The following is a 14,810-nucleotide window of genomic DNA, read 5'->3' as shown; positions in this document are numbered from 1 at the left end:
TTTACTTCCTTTTTATTTTAATTAAAATTTTCTTTGCTCCATACCTACAGCGGCATCTGGCAACTCAGGCACCGGATCATAGCCGCCTCGATGAAACGGATGACAACGTAAAATTCGTTTTACAGCCAGCCAGCCGCCCCGTAAAATACCGTATTTATTAACAGCCTGATAAGCGTAATCCGAACAAGTCGGGTAATACCTGCAAGCTCGCGGCAGATGAACAGAAATCGCGGATTGATAAAATTTAATAAGCACAAGTAATATATACTTCATTTTAATAAACCGGCTTTTTTAAAAAGAAACTCAAGCGTTTCGGTGACAGTCACCTTTTGGGCTTCCGGGTAAACCAATAGGATTAAATCATATCCGCCAAGAAGACGGTTTTTCATCAATCTGTAAGCTTCTCGGCTTAGCCGTTTGGCTCGATTTCTGGAAACAGCGTTTCCAAAACCTTTAAACAGCGAAAAACAAATACGGTTATAAGGCAAATCATTCTTTAAAACAAATAGTTTGGCGCCCCGGCAGCCGTACCGCTTTCCCTTGCCAAAAACCTCTCGAATCTCTTTTCTTCCCTTTAAATGCTCTTCCCGCTTAAAGCGAAAGAGGGCTTTTTCTCCTTTTGAAGGGATAATATTAACACTAATAAGGCTTTTTCTCGTCAGAAACTGAAAGTTTTATCCGGCCCTTAGCCCTGCGGCGTTTCAAAACAAGCTGTCCGCCCCTGGTTTTCATTCGTTCCCGGAACCCGAATTTACGGTTCCTCTTTACCTTACTTGGCTGATAAGTACGCTTCATGGTATCTTCTCCTATATATTAAAAGGTTCTTAAAAACTAAATTAGGATTTTAGTTTAGAATAATAACAAGAATTGGTCAAGCGCATGAAAATAAAATATACCGTATCCGGGTACATATTTATAACCCCCTCAGACGACTGCCACAGGATAGTAGACGCCATGCTGGATACAAATTACGGCGAAGAATACTGTCTTGGAGACTGTTTTGAGCCTGAATTTATCGCCAGATTGATGGAAGCCGGGTTTTTGGTAATGTCAATGAGCCTGTCAAAAGAAGACCCGTTTTATCTGTTATTGCCAAAATTGCACCTTGTCCGCTCCGCCCTTTTTTATGAAAATCTGCATATAAAAAAATCCGTCCGAAAGCTTTTAAACCGCTATGAATTAAGAGCGGACGCTGACTTTGACTATATAATCGACCGCTGCGTGGAAAAACATGGCGACGACTGGTTGACTCCCCCGCTTGTGGACAGCATTAAAAAAATACGCCAAAACGCGGTCAAAGAACACGGCGCTCAAGAGACTCTTTCACCTGTCCCATACGCCTACCCTGCCTCATTTGCTTTGTACCGGGACGGGAAATTTGCCGCAGGAGAGTTTGGCGTGGTTTGCGGAAAAGTCTACACGAGCTATTCAGGTTTTTACGAAGAGGATAACGCGGGTACCGTGCAAATTATTAAAACTGCGCTCTATTTGCGGGATAACGGATTTTCATTTTTAGATTTTGGAATGCCTTTAGATTACAAAACCGACTTAGGCGCCGTGGATATTAGCCCTGAAGAATTTGTTTCGCTATTTAGGGGGTAGGATTATTCCCAAATTTTACTCGCCAAGGCGCAAAGGCGCAAAGTTTCTGTCCGATAGATTTTCGTTATACAAGATATATATGTCTGACTACATATCTTTAAGGAAAAACGACAATCCTTCTAACAACAACTTCGCGCCTTTGCGCCTTTGCGAGATGTCTTTTCGTAATATTTATAAAAAAATAGCGCTACTCAAAGAATAGCGCTATTCAAGGAATGTCAATTCGTTAATTATTTAGCGTGTTTCTTAACAATTTCAAGAAGCTCAGCCTTTTTGACGGGTTTAATGATGTAGTCAACCGCGCCAAGTTCACGCGCTTTTGCCCTGTCCTGCGGGTTTTCCGAAGTTGTGTAAATCGCTATCGGGACACTGTGCAATTTGGTGAGGTCGCGTATTCGCAGATAGGTGTCCCATCCGCCCATGTCAGGCATAGTTAAGTCCAGCAACACAAAATTGGGAGTGTAACCTTGGAAGAACAAGTCCAAAGCCGCTTTACCGGAAGTGACCGTCGTTACATCGTACTCGCCTTCAATCATGGATTTTGTCAAGGTAAGGACGGTTTCCTCGTCGTCAACCACGATGACTTTTTTCTTTTCATCGCTTGAATCGACTTTGAATTTCTGCGATTCTGTTTTTAGCTCCTCAAAGTTACGGCTGTTCTCGGCGCTCATTTCATCTACAGTGACTACAGCGATCTTTATTTCCTTCATTGCGCCGTTCACTATTTCGTTCATGCCGCTTACTATTTCTTCACTGATTTTTATAAATTCGCTTGTCTGCCTATTCAGATGATCGCCCGACCCCGCCATATCCGCCGCGCCTTTTTTTACCGATATGCTTATTTCTTTCAGCTTGCCAATTGAATCCAGTATTTGTTTCCCGCCAACTTCCTGTTCTTCCATCGCGTTACGGATATTCTCCTCATGCGCTGAGACCGTCTTAACGCCTGAATCAATAACCTCAAAACGGGAAAGAACTTCGTTGGAAGAAACGGTTATGCTGTCTATGGAAGCCTTTATCTTTTTTAACATTGTGGCAGTGGTCTTTGACTGGCCGCTTGATGATTCGGCAAGTTTGCGAATTTCATCGGCGACTACGGCAAAGCCTTTTCCCGCTTCTCCGGCGTGGGCGGCCTCGATTGCCGCGTTCATACTCAACAGGTTTGTCTGGCTGGCGATATTGTTCATGACCGCGTTAATTTCCAAAAGACCCTCGGAGTCTTTGGCGATTTCCAGTATCTTCTGCGCTACGGTTTGAAGTCCTGTTTTTCCGTTTTCAGACGCGCTTGTCAATTCGGTTACATTTTTGCTGTTTTCTATCAATGTTTTGGTTACCGAATGAATATTAGCCGTCATTTCTTCAACTGCGGAAGATGAATTATTGATGCTTTCAGACTGGCCTTCTATCAATACATTAAGATTGTCAATGCTGGTTTTAATGTTTTCCACGGCTTTCTCGGCTTCGGCGGCGCTCTGTTCCTGCGCGTTCATCTTGATCTTCATGTGCTCAAAATTTTCAGAAATCTGGTCTACAGAAGAGGAAGTCTTGCTCATATTCGCGGAAAGTTCATGACCGGTATTGGTCAGCGCGTTGACCTTATACTTTATTCTCTTAATAAGAGTACCGATAGCCGTAAGAGTCTGATTGAAGTATTGGGCAAGCAATCCGACTTCGTCCTTGGTATGAACCGCCAGCCTTCTGGTCAGGTCCCCTTCGCCTTCGGCTATTTCTTTTAGACTGTCCGTTACCTTGATAATTGGCGATATTGTCACGCCCAAAACAAGATAAACGACCACAACGGCTACCGCTATCGCCACTATCGCCAAAATAACCGTAAACACGGTCATTTTATTGACATCTCTCATGATGTAAGATTCAGGCGTTCCAACCATTATCGACCATGTTGTCGGAGAAGCCGCAAGAGGAATTGGAACTACGCTCATGTGCACATTTGTATTTAACTCAGGGTCATAATCCGAGCCCTGCCATTCTTTCGCGTTTTTAACAGCGGCGACGACATCGTTTAGGTCTTTACCGTACTGTGTTTCCGTAGTAATCTGCTTTCCTAAAAAATCCGGTATATAATTTGCCAAAATAAAGCCGGTATTGGTGTAAACAACCATACTGCAAACTTCATCGTAATCATGGACAGTCTTCATTAACATGGGTTGTATCATGCCAATATCCAACAGACAGCCTACAATTCCGACTGCTTCATTGAGCCTGCTATTGATAATGGGTGCCATAATGGTTACCATCCAGGCATCTTGTCCCGCTACTTTAAGGCTGAAGGGATCGCTCATATCGACCAATTTAGCGTCAGTTCCGTTCAGATGATCCATTGCCTGCTGAACAACTGAACTGGTCATAGCCACTGTCGCGCCGGTTTCCCTTGTCAGGGCAAAAGCAAACTGTCCTGAGGCGGTTGAGCCTACTCTGCCTATGTAACGGCTGTCCATGCCGTCAATGGCGTTAGGTTTCCAGATGGTAAACATCCGGGTAAAATCCGGCACATCCTCAAAAACAGCCTTTATCATATCTTCATATTCCTCACGCCGATCCGCCGCATCCATGCTCTCATAAAAGTTCATTACATCTGATAATGTTTGCAAAACCTTTATATAGCCGTCTATTCTGCCGTCCCAGTACTGGGCGCGATGACGCGCCAGATATATGGATTTATCCTCGGCAAGACTTACAACCATGCCGGACGCCTGCCTCAGTTGAATTAAAGCAAGACCGCCCGCCACAACCGCTACAATGGCGATCATCATTAGGCTCAATTTAATTTTAAGATTCATTTTTACTCTCCTTTTTGCGAAATAAAAACTAATAGTTCATAATATTATACTATACACAATATTTCACCAATAAACCATTACTTATTTTATCAATTTCCCCACTCTTTCAATCAATTCAGCCTTTTTGACAGGTTTGTTAATATAGTCAACTGCCCCCAGTTCACGCGCTTTTGCCTTGTCTTGTGGGTCTACCGAAGTTGTGTAAATCGCTATCGGAACATGGTGCAATTTGGTTAAATCCCGTATTCTGACAAAGGTTTCCCAACCGTGCATTTCAGGCATAGTCAAGTCCAATAACACCAAATTGGGAGTGTACCCCTGGAAGAACAAGTCCAATGCCGCTTTACCGGAACTGACCGTGGTAACTTCGTAATCTTTCTCAAGCATAACTTTTGTCATGGTAAGAATGGTTTCCTCATCGTCAATAACGATTACTTTCTTCATTTCATCACCAGATTCAACTTTGAATTTCTGCGATTCCGCTTTTAATTCGTCAAAGTTACGGCTGTTCTCGGCGCTCATTTCATCTACGGTAACTACCGCGGTTTTTATCTCTTTCATGGCGCCGTTTACAATTTCGTTCATACCGTTTACTATGTCATTGCTGATTTGTATAAATTCAGTTGTCTGATTATTCAGATGATCGCCCGATTCCGACATATCCGCCGCGCCTTTCTTGACCGATATGCTTAACTCCTTCAATTTGCCCATTGATTCCAGTATTTGCTTCCCGCCAACTTCCTGTTCTTCCATAGCGTTACGGATATTCAACTCATGCGAGGAAACCGTTTTCACGCCATTATCAATTACCTCGAAACGGGAAAGAACCTCGTTGGAAGATACGGTTATGCTATCTATGGAAGCTTTTATCTTTTTTAACATTGTGGCTGTGGTCTTTGACTGGCCGCTCGATGATTCGGCAAGTTTGCGAATTTCGTCAGCGACTACGGCAAAGCCCCTTCCGGCTTCTCCGGCGTGGGCGGCTTCGATTGCCGCGTTCATGGAAAGCAGGTTTGTCTGGGCGGCGATACTGTTCATTACCGCGTTTATTTCCAAAAGCCCTTCGGATTCCTTGGCGATTTCCTGTATCTCCTGCGCCACCGTTTGAAGGCCGGTTCTTCCGTTTTCAGACGCGCTTGTCAACTCGGTAACATTTTTGCTGTTTTCTATCAAAGTTCTTGTTACCGAATGAATGTTGGCTGTCATCTCCTCAACCGCGGAAGATGAGTTGTTGATGCTGGAGGATTGGTCTTCTATCATTTTATTCAGGTTGTCAATGTTTAGTTTTATGGCTTCCACGGCTTTTTCCGCTTCTTCGGCGCTCTTTTCCTGCTTGCTCATCTTAACCTTCATGCCCTCAAAATTTTCAGAAATCTGGTCTACCGAATGGGAAGTTTTACTCATATTTGAGGAAAGCTCATGGCCTGTATTGGTTAACGCGTTGACCTTATACTTTATTCGTTTAATAAGTGTGCTGATAGAGTTAAGAGTCTGATTAAAATATTTAGCCAAGTCGCCTATCTCGTCATTACCGCTAATATCCAGATGCCTTGTAAGATCCCCTTCGCCCTCCGATATTTCCCTAAGGCTGTCGGCAACATGGACGATTGGTTTGGTGACATTGTTAAGAATAAAATAAATGATTACAACAGCCACCATTAACGCGATTGCCACTATAACAACTGTAAACCATTTCATTTTGTTGACATCTTTCATGATGTAAGATTCAGTTGAACCCAGCATTAAAGACCATGTCGTGCTGGAAGTCCCTATTGCGATAGTAGTCACGGTTATTTGCACGTTTGTGTTTAACGTAGGGGCATAACTAAAACACTCATACTCTTTTCCGGCTTTAACAGCCTCAAACGCTTCTTTCACATGGGTACCGAATTGTACTTCAGCTTCGGTCATCATTTTCCCTATCCGCTCCGGCCTGTAACTGGCTAGAATAAACCCATTGTTGGAATAAATAGATATTGCGGCAACTTCTTCAAATTCTTTGATAGTCGCCTCTATCCTAGGCTGTACCAAATCAATATTTAACTGACAGCCGACAGTTCCGACTACTTCATTGCTGTTCTTACTAATAATGGGGACCATCAGCCTGACCACGTAGGTGTCCTTTCCCAATAAATGAATAATTGAGGGCTGGCTAACAGAGTCATTGCGCGCGTCGGGACCGTTCACGTACTGCATCGCGTCATCAACGACCAGGCTGGTTTGAGCCACTGTTTTGCCGGTTTCATTTCCCAAGGCATAAGCGAACTGCCCTAAGTCGGTTGAACCTTCCCTGCCTATGTAACGGCTGTCCATGCCGTCAAGGGCGTTCGGCTTCCAGACGGTAAACATTCGGACAAAATCGGGCTCCTCATCAAAAACAGCCCGCATCATTTCTTCGTACCGGCCTCGCCGATCCTGAGGGGGGACGTTTTCGTAATAACTCATTTCATTTGACACTGTTTGTAATACATCTAAATAGCCGCCTAATCGGCCATTCCAGTACTGGGCGCGCTGATGGGCAAGGTAGGCAACGCTGCGCTTGCTCAGAGCCAAGCTTATATTGGATGCTTCCTGTAATAGAATTATGGAAATGCCTACTACAATAACTGCCACTAAGACGATTACAATAATACTAAGTTTGAACTTCAGTTTCATTTTATTCTCCTTTTTGTAAAATATAGAAGCTATCTCACCATAATAACATACTATACGCCTTTTTTGTCAAAATAATGTTTGAATTCTTTCCTTTTTTTTACTTTTTAAGGAAAATATGGCTATTGGGCGAAAAAAGGTGTCCAAATTAAAGAAAATTTCTACCATGAACTATGACACGATGTATGCGTAAAGAAGTTATTTTAGTACAGTCAGGGCAGGCTGTACTCAATAAATTCCTTAGGCATACATCGTGTAGTGTACACGCACTGTCTAACGCCGCTTTTTCATAGTGTACATTGTCTGTTTTATTTGCTCATGATACAATAAAAAGATGGAACTGGATTTTGAAATAGACAAAATAACAGAATCAATTGAAAACGCCCAGACAGGCGAAACGCTTAATACCTTTGTCTTGCCCGTAACATCAGCCGATTTGAAAGAGATTACCAAAAAGAACGGCTGGCTTTTTAATTGGAAACTGGAGTTTTCCGAACCTGAAAAGCAAGTATATAAATTGGTTGCCGAAAAAGAACCGCAAACCATACACGGCATGGTATCGCTTGAAAAACGCGTAAAACATATTTTTATGCATTTGATAGAAAGCGCGCCATGTAACATCGGTAAAGGAAAGAAATACCTTGGGGTATGTGGTAATTTGACCGCTTTCGGCTGTAAATTATCAAAAGAGTTAGGTTTTAATGGAGTTATCGCTTTCGATCCAAAGACCGCCCTCATCCCCCATTACGAAAAAACGCTTGGGGCGGTGCTGATAAGCGAGCGGAGAATGGCTATTTTTGAAAAAGACGCGCAAGTCTTACTGGATAAATATTTCCCTGAAACGGAGGCAAAATTATGATATGGTTAGATACCAAAGAAGAAGTAGACTTTGACTGGTTTATGGAAGTCCTTAGAAACAATGAGCTACAGGTTGTCAGCAAAAAACTGACTAAAGAAGACGATGAAGAAATATGTAGGGCAATTGATGAATACAATGCAAAGCGCAACAATAAGGCACCGGTAGTCGCTGCCTAAGCCATGGCTGATAAATACTTACTTTATCAACTCCGCCACTCTTGCCTGAAGCGCCGCTCTTTTAGCAGGTTTAACTATATAATCAGCCGCGCCAATTTCTACTGCGCGGGCCTTGTCTTTTGGGTCTTCTGAAGTCGTGTATATCGCTATTGGCACGGTTTGCAGACCGGCTACTTCCCGTATTTTGGTAAAGGTCTCCCATCCGGTCATTTCGGGCATATTTAAGTCCAACAACACAAAATCGGGAACATACCCCTTAGCGATTAAGTCCAGCGCAGCCGGGCCTGACATTGCAGAGGTTACTTCGTAATTCGCCAATATAATTTTTGTCAGAGTATGAATGGATTCTTCATCGTCAATTACCATGACTTTTTTCTTTTCACTGTTTGAATCCATTTTTAAGTCCTGTGATTCCACTTTAGCACCTCTACTTTATCTGCTTTTTTACTCTTTCAAGCAGTTCGGTTTTTTTCATGGGTTTAATTATATAGTCAACCGCCCCAAGTTCGCGCGCTTTTGCCCTGTCTTCCGGGTTTTCCGAAGCCGTGTAAATCGTTATCGGTACGTTATGCAATCTGGTTAGATCGCGTATTCTGATGTAGGTATCCCATCCGCCCATGTCGGGCATACTCAAGTCTAACAACACTAAATTGGGAGTATAACCCTTAAAGAACAAGTCTAAAGCCGCTTTACCGGAACTGACAGTGGTTACTTCGTAGTCTTTATCAAGCATGGCTTTTGTCATGGTAAGGACGGTTTCATCATCGTCAACTATGATGACTTTTTTCTGTTCATTGCCAGATTCAACTTTGAATCTTTTTGATTCAGTTTTTAATTCTTCAAAGTTACGGCTGTTCTCGGCGCTCATTTCATCAACAAGAACTACTGCGGCTTTTATCTCTTTCATTGCCCCGTTCACTATGTCGTTCATGCCGTTTACAACTTCATTGCTGGATTGTATTAATTCGCCGGTTTGCCGATTCAGTTGGTCTCCCGATTCCGACATATCAGACGCGCCTTTCTTAACAGATACGCTTATCTCTTTCAGCTTGCCCATTGAATCCAGTATCTGTTTCCCGCCTACTTCCTGTTCTTCCATCGCGTTACGGATATTCTCTTCATGCGTCGAAACCGTCTTAACGGCTGAGTCAATTGACACAAAACGTGAAAGAACCTCGTTGGAAGATTCGGTTATTCCGTCTATGGAAGTCTTTATCTTTTTCAACATCGCCCCCGTCGTCTTTGACTGTTTGCCCGACGTTTCGGCAAGTTTTCTTATCTCTTCGGCAACTACGGCAAACCCCCTCCCTATTTCTCCGGCGTGGGCGGCTTCAATTGCAGCATTCATGGAAAGCAGGTTCGTCTGGCTGGCGATATTGTTCATGACCGCGTTTATCTGTAAAAGACCTTCGGAGTCGTGGGCAATATCCAATATTTTCTGCGCTACAGTTTGAAGCCCTGTTTTTCCGTTTTCAGACGCTTCTGTCAATTCGATTACATTCTTGCTGTTTTCTATCAAAGTTTTTGTTACTGAATGAATATTGGCGGTCATTTCTTCGATTGCGGAAGATGAATTATTGATGCTTTCAGACTGGCTTTCTATTAACATATTTAAACCGTCGATGCTATTTTTAATAGTTTTCACGGCTTTTTCCGCTTCGGCCGCGCTGTGTTCCTGCGCGTTCATCTTGACCTTCATGCCATCAAAATTTTCAGAAATCTGGTCTACCGATTTGGAGGTTTTGTCCATATTCGCGGAAAGCTCATGGCCGGTATTGGTCAGCGCGTTTATTTTGTATTTCATTGTCCCTACAAGGGTTTTAATTTCTTCTACCGTTAAGTTAAAATCTTGGGCAAGGTCGCCTATTTCATCTTTTGAGCTGATATTGGATACATGCGTAAGATCGCCTTTAGCTACAACCAAGAAAGCTTCGGCTAAATAACCGATCGGTTTGGTTGTACCGCTCACGACAAGGTACATAATTACTGTTACTATCACTATCGCAATCATCGACAAAATAACGGTAAAGCCGATCATTTCACGGACTTCTTTCATAATGTATTCTTCGGTTGAACCTATCATTACCGACCATGTCGTGTCTGAGTCCCCTATGGGTATGGGAATCAAAGATATTTCCACGTTTGTCTTTAATGTAGGGGCATAACTGAAGCACTGATACTCTTTTCCGTTTTTAACAGCTTCGAAAGCTTCGTTTATATGGCTGCCGAATTGTACTTCAGCTTCGTTCATCATTTTCCCTATCCGCTCTGGGCGGTAGCTTCCTATAATAAACCCGTTGCTTGAGTAAATAGATATTGCGGCAACTTCTTCAAATTCTTTAATAGTGGCTTCTATTCGGGGTTGTACTAAATTGATATTCAACTGACAGCCGATGGCTCCGACTATTTCACCGCCGTTGGTATTGATAATAGGAACCATCAGCCTGACGACGTAGGTATCAGTTCCTGCCAGCGACATGGGGGAGGGATGGCTCACATTGTCTTTCTTCGCGTTGGGGCCGGAAACATACTCCATTACCGCGTCAACAACCTGGCTGGTCTGAGGAACTGTTTTGCCTGTCTCCTGTCCTAAGGCATAAGCAAACTGCCCCGTCACGGTTGAGCCTGTCCTGCCTATGTAACGGCTGTCCGCGCCGTCAATGGCGTTTGGCTTCCAGACGGTAAACATTCTAACCATATCGGGCTGTTCCTCAAAAATTGAATTCATTATTTTCTCATACTGGTCACGCCGCTCCGCAGGGGCGGTGCTTTCAAAATGGCACATTACTTGAGCCATCGCGTGTAAAACCTGTAAATAACCGCCTATACGGCCATTCCAGTACTGGGCGCGTTGACGGGCTAGAAGGGCTATTTTCTGCTCGCTCAGAGTCCGGCTTATGGTTGTAGATTGCCGTAGAAGCAGTACGGCGACTCCCGTTATAACGACCACAACGATAGCAATTACCATGATGCTTAGCTTGTATTTAATTTTCATTTTCTTTTACCCCTTATTGCATAATAAAAACTATCATGTTATAATAATATACCATACATTTTTTTTGTCAACAGTACAAATCGTACTAACGACTACACGATGTATGCCCAAAGAATTTATTTAGTACAGTCAGGGCAGGCTGCGGGTGGCAAAAACTCTGGGAGAACGTCGCACTGACGGCCACCTAAAGGCGGCCTTGCTTTTATTTGGGACTGCGGCATTTATTGGTGCTCTCAGCGTGCGGCATTATTGATCTACACGGCTACGCCGTGCGTTTATTTGGCTGTGCCTACGGAGCCTTTCGGCGACTGAATAGCGGTAGTTAGAAAGCTTTATCTAGGGTACGTCGCCGAACTTTATTCTCTGAATTTTCTTTGTTTTATTCCCAAGTCTCCTACGGCGAGGAATTCCAGAAGATGTTTTTACCACCCGCAGCCTGCCCTGACTGTACTCAAGGATTTATTAGGCATACATTCTGACCACTAAAACACATGAAAAAAGTATCATCGAAAAAGTCCTATTTATGTGTTTTAGTGGTCAGACGGTAATAAGCAATTTTACCACTGAGATCTATTAGCAATAGACACTACCCGTAGTGTTTAAATTTCGCATAACGACACTATTAGACTGTAACAGCTAGAACTTTACAAAACATTATTCTCAAATTTTCTCTCGCAAAGGCGCAGAGAACGCAAAGGACGCAAAGTTCCTATCCGATGACCCATTATTGATCAAGATATATAAGGTTGACTACAAATCTTGAAAGAAAAACGACGATCCTGAGAACAACAACTTTGCGCCTCTGCGCCTTTGCGGGAGGTCTTTTTGTAAATATTTAGCTGTTACAGACTACTATGAAATTTGGGTGGCAGTTACTTGTGCGTTACTTGCGTGTCCAACCATTGCGCCTCCTGTTGTTTGAGGGAACCGCTTATCATCAGTTCCCTTTGGTTTTCCTAATTGCCCGATGAATACGCTATTTTGCCAATATCTCCAACAGCGACAAATGTGCCATTGCCATAGGCGATAGCGTTAACTGTGTTGCCAATAGTTTGACTGCCATTTGTAGTAGTTCCAACTATATTTTTACCACCTGCCGTCCATGTTATGCCGTCAATCGAATATGATGTTTCAACATCGATCTTCCTACTATTCACAGCGATAAACTTGTTACCGCCATAAGCGATGGGCTCGACGTAAGAAGAGGAGTATTCGAATTTCATATCCGATCCGAATAACCAGTTTATGCCGTCAGTAGAATAACTGCCTCCGATGACAAACTTACCGTTGCCATAGGCGATGGCGTAAATGTGATCGTCGGATTTGCTGTCCGCTGTTTTCCATGTTACGCCGTCTGACGAATACGCAATTTTGCCGTGCTCGCCAACGGCGACAAACTTGCCGTTACCATAAGCAATACCATAGACATAGTTATCAAAACTACCACTAGATTTTCCTAATATACTTTCCGCTCCTTTTTTCCAGTTTATGCCGTCTTCCGAATATGCCATATATATCCTATAACCACTAGTAGTAACACAGCCGACAAAATTACCGCCACCATAAGTAATGCGTCTCACACCACCATTATCTACATCAAATGATGGCGCTGCATTCCAGTTTTTGCCATCAGACGAATACGCAATTTTACCACTGCCGCCAGAGGCGACAAACTTGCCGTTGCCATAGGCGATTGCGTAGATGTCGCTTGTGCCGAATTTGCTGTCTGCTACGGCAGTCCATGTTACGCCGTCAGGAGATGTCGCCATTTTGCCGTTATGGCTTCCAGCGACAAACGTACCGTTTCCAAAGGAGATGGCTCTGATGTTGCTTGTACCGAATTTGCTGTCCGATACGGGTGTCCATTTTGTTGGGTTGCCACCACCGCCAGTGCCGCCGCCTCCTCCTCCGCTGTTACCGCCGCCACCACCACCAGTAGTGCCGCCGTCGCCGGACAATGTGCCGGTGTAGGTTTCGGTTTCACCAAAAAAGGCGATTGTCAGCGTATTGTCCGTAAAGGTTCCTGTTTGTGGGGCAAATAACGGCGCAATATCTTCAGCAAAATCCGCATCCGCCTGAGCCTGAGTCTTCCCAATACTCGTATAGTAAGTTCTAACAGCTGCCTTTAACTGATCCGACGTATACCATTGGGTTGATGAAAGCCCAATCGCCGTCCCGGGTGCTCCAAACGCGGAACCTTTGATTTGCGTAACCGTCATCGTTATGTTATTTGCACTGGTGGTATAGGTTCCTTTTGCAAATTCTCCGCCGTTCTGAGACGCGGAAAAACTTCCGTTATTCAGAACCAACGTTTCTCCGCCTGCTGAAGTTACTGTCCCATTAAGGCTTCCGCCGCCTCCACCGCCGCCGTCACTGCAAGCCGCTACCCCAAATCCGGTTATCGCTAAAATCATTATTAGCAAGCTGATATTGATTTTAGCTTGGAGTTTTTCTGTCACAAAACTCCCCCAATTTGATTTCTTGTTTTTCATTAAAAACTCCTTTTAGTTTAATTTTGTCAATTTCCTGAATTAACTTTGTGCAAACACAAAAAAGCTCAGGAAATAGTCCCTAATATGCAAGAATACTTCCTATAAAGGCAATAAGTCAATCCCTAAAAAACACTTATTATTGCCTTTAGGGGAAGATATGCCAAAGAAAACGCAAAATATTAGGAATATATTGGCTATTAATTTAAAAAACAATCGAAAAAAATGTGGTTTAACTCAAGAAAAACTTGCCGAAAAGGCAGGTATTTCAGCGCATTATTTGGCGATGGTTGAAGTTTCAAAAAAATTCCCCACGCCCGAAATGCTTGACCGCCTTGCAAAAGCGCTCGAAATTGAGACTTTTCAGCTTTTTGACGCTACTGCTACGCCGGAAGGGGCATTATTACATTTAGAGCAGTCTATAGTTTCCAATATTGAACAGATTGTCAATGTTACAATCAAGCAGGCAATAGCCAATGAATTTAAAAATCAAAAGAATAAATAAAAAGGCGGTAACATTTATTCGGTGATTCACACCATTTTTTCTAATAGTGCTAGAAGACGTATGCCAAATAAATTCCTTGAGTACAGGGCAATACAACGTTGCCGGATTGCACTGTACTGAATAAATGTTTGGGCATACATCGTGTAGAGAAGAGGGGGAGGGTTTTAAAAAACCTGAAAAGTGGTATAATAACCTATGGAACCGGAATTCATCTTTCGTAAGTCAGCCTTTAAGCATAATCTTACTGAGGCAGATATACGTCATGCTTTCAAAACCTGTTGTTATGTAGATCAATATAAAAATCGTGAAAATGTATGTTTTATTTTAGGTTTTGATTTGAATGCAAATCCGGTTGAAATACTGTATAATGAATTTGATGGAAATGGAATAAATGTATTTCATGCCATGCCTTGCCAAAAGCAATTTTTTCATCTATACAAGAGAGAGGAAATTCTATGACTGAGATTGAGAAAAAAACCGGGATGACCGATGCCGAGTGCGAGTATTGGGATGATTATTTCACCAATAACCCCTATGAACCAGGACCAAATCTTTTAAAACAGGGTGTAAAACCCGGTTTTGCTCATGATTATCTCCCATTAAATGAATTGGATCATGATGTAATGGAATATCTGCGTAAGCAGTCAACTACATTTCACAAAAGCAAGATACAAATAATCAATGACCTAATCCATGAAAAACTAGCCGTTGGCAAATAATCTTACACATAA

14 protein-coding genes are annotated in these 14,810 nt (G+C 43.0%); 6 read left to right on the top strand and 8 right to left on the bottom strand.

Annotated features, from left to right (window positions below):
• Positions 1-21: 21 nt before the first annotated feature.
• Genes yidD through rpmH form a run of 3 tightly spaced genes read right to left on the bottom strand, consistent with a single transcriptional unit; the run spans position 22 to position 795 of the window.
• Entirely contained in the window at positions 22-273 is a 252-nt protein-coding gene (gene yidD, locus ACYVRA_RS15995) for a membrane protein insertion efficiency factor YidD (protein WP_461253731.1), read from the bottom strand.
• Positions 270-629 carry a ribonuclease P protein component gene (gene rnpA / locus ACYVRA_RS15990; RefSeq protein ID WP_461253904.1) on the bottom strand — a complete coding sequence of 120 codons (360 nt, stop codon included), beginning with the start codon at positions 627-629 and terminating at the stop codon, positions 270-272. Before rnpA ends, yidD begins: the two co-directional genes overlap by 4 nt.
• A 10-nt stretch (positions 630-639) precedes the next feature.
• A complete protein-coding gene (gene rpmH, locus ACYVRA_RS15985) occupies positions 640-795 on the bottom strand; it encodes a 50S ribosomal protein L34 (protein WP_461253730.1) in 156 nt (51 codons plus the stop codon).
• A gap of 84 nt (positions 796-879) precedes the next feature.
• On the opposite strand from rpmH, the gene ACYVRA_RS15980 reads away from it, so the two are divergent.
• Positions 880-1,602 (top strand): GNAT family N-acetyltransferase, encoded by a 723-nt coding sequence (locus tag ACYVRA_RS15980; protein WP_461253729.1) that lies wholly within the window; start codon positions 880-882, stop codon positions 1,600-1,602.
• A 230-nt stretch (positions 1,603-1,832) separates the two neighbouring features.
• Here ACYVRA_RS15980 and ACYVRA_RS15975 read toward each other — a convergent pair whose 3' ends face one another.
• Together ACYVRA_RS15975 and ACYVRA_RS15970 are read right to left on the bottom strand one after the other, a co-directional pair.
• On the bottom strand, positions 1,833-4,403 hold the full coding sequence (locus tag ACYVRA_RS15975) for a methyl-accepting chemotaxis protein (protein ID WP_461253728.1): 2,571 nt from the start codon (positions 4,401-4,403) through the stop codon (positions 1,833-1,835).
• A gap of 81 nt (positions 4,404-4,484) precedes the next feature.
• Positions 4,485-7,058 carry a methyl-accepting chemotaxis protein gene (locus tag ACYVRA_RS15970; RefSeq protein WP_461253727.1) on the bottom strand — a complete coding sequence of 858 codons (2,574 nt, stop codon included), beginning with the start codon at positions 7,056-7,058 and terminating at the stop codon, positions 4,485-4,487.
• A 331-nt stretch (positions 7,059-7,389) separates the two neighbouring features.
• Here ACYVRA_RS15970 and ACYVRA_RS15965 point away from each other — a divergent pair, with 331 nt between their 5' ends.
• Together ACYVRA_RS15965 and ACYVRA_RS15960 are read left to right on the top strand one after the other, a co-directional pair.
• Positions 7,390-7,914 (top strand): hypothetical protein, encoded by a 525-nt coding sequence (locus ACYVRA_RS15965; RefSeq protein ID WP_461253726.1) that lies wholly within the window; start codon positions 7,390-7,392, stop codon positions 7,912-7,914.
• A complete protein-coding gene (locus tag ACYVRA_RS15960) occupies positions 7,911-8,090 on the top strand; it encodes a hypothetical protein (protein ID WP_461253725.1) in 180 nt (59 codons plus the stop codon). Before ACYVRA_RS15965 ends, ACYVRA_RS15960 begins: the two co-directional genes overlap by 4 nt.
• 18 nt (positions 8,091-8,108) lie before the next feature.
• Here the strand turns inward: ACYVRA_RS15960 and ACYVRA_RS15955 are convergent, their stop codons facing one another.
• The 3 genes from ACYVRA_RS15955 to ACYVRA_RS15945 all read right to left on the bottom strand — a co-directional run bounded on the left by ACYVRA_RS15955 (position 8,109) and on the right by ACYVRA_RS15945 (position 13,577).
• On the bottom strand, positions 8,109-8,486 hold the full coding sequence (locus tag ACYVRA_RS15955; protein ID WP_461253724.1) for a response regulator: 378 nt from the start codon (positions 8,484-8,486) through the stop codon (positions 8,109-8,111).
• Between the two features lie 31 nt (positions 8,487-8,517).
• Positions 8,518-11,085 (bottom strand): methyl-accepting chemotaxis protein, encoded by a 2,568-nt coding sequence (locus tag ACYVRA_RS15950; protein ID WP_461253723.1) that lies wholly within the window; start codon positions 11,083-11,085, stop codon positions 8,518-8,520.
• Between the two features lie 956 nt (positions 11,086-12,041).
• Complete coding sequence (locus ACYVRA_RS15945; RefSeq protein WP_461253722.1) at positions 12,042-13,577, bottom strand: WD40/YVTN/BNR-like repeat-containing protein; 1,536 nt, start codon at positions 13,575-13,577, stop codon at positions 12,042-12,044.
• A gap of 157 nt (positions 13,578-13,734) precedes the next feature.
• Here ACYVRA_RS15945 and ACYVRA_RS15940 point away from each other — a divergent pair, with 157 nt between their 5' ends.
• The 3 genes from ACYVRA_RS15940 to ACYVRA_RS15930 all read left to right on the top strand — a co-directional run bounded on the left by ACYVRA_RS15940 (position 13,735) and on the right by ACYVRA_RS15930 (position 14,798).
• The gene (locus tag ACYVRA_RS15940; RefSeq protein WP_461253721.1) at positions 13,735-14,079 is read left to right on the top strand and encodes a helix-turn-helix domain-containing protein; all 345 of its coding nucleotides are present in this window, start codon (positions 13,735-13,737) and stop codon (positions 14,077-14,079) included.
• Positions 14,080-14,274: 195 nt separating this feature from the next.
• Positions 14,275-14,538, top strand: a complete 264-nt coding sequence (locus ACYVRA_RS15935; protein WP_461253720.1) for a hypothetical protein — start codon at positions 14,275-14,277, stop codon at positions 14,536-14,538.
• Positions 14,535-14,798: a hypothetical protein gene (locus ACYVRA_RS15930; protein WP_461253719.1), complete on the top strand. Its 264-nt coding sequence runs from the start codon at positions 14,535-14,537 to the stop codon at positions 14,796-14,798. The genes ACYVRA_RS15935 and ACYVRA_RS15930 overlap by 4 nt, the downstream gene beginning before the upstream one ends.
• Positions 14,799-14,810: the final 12 nt, after the last annotated feature.

The organism is Treponema sp. R8-4-B8, assembly GCF_054786175.1.
This window is presented reverse-complemented; position numbering and strand designations above follow the sequence as displayed.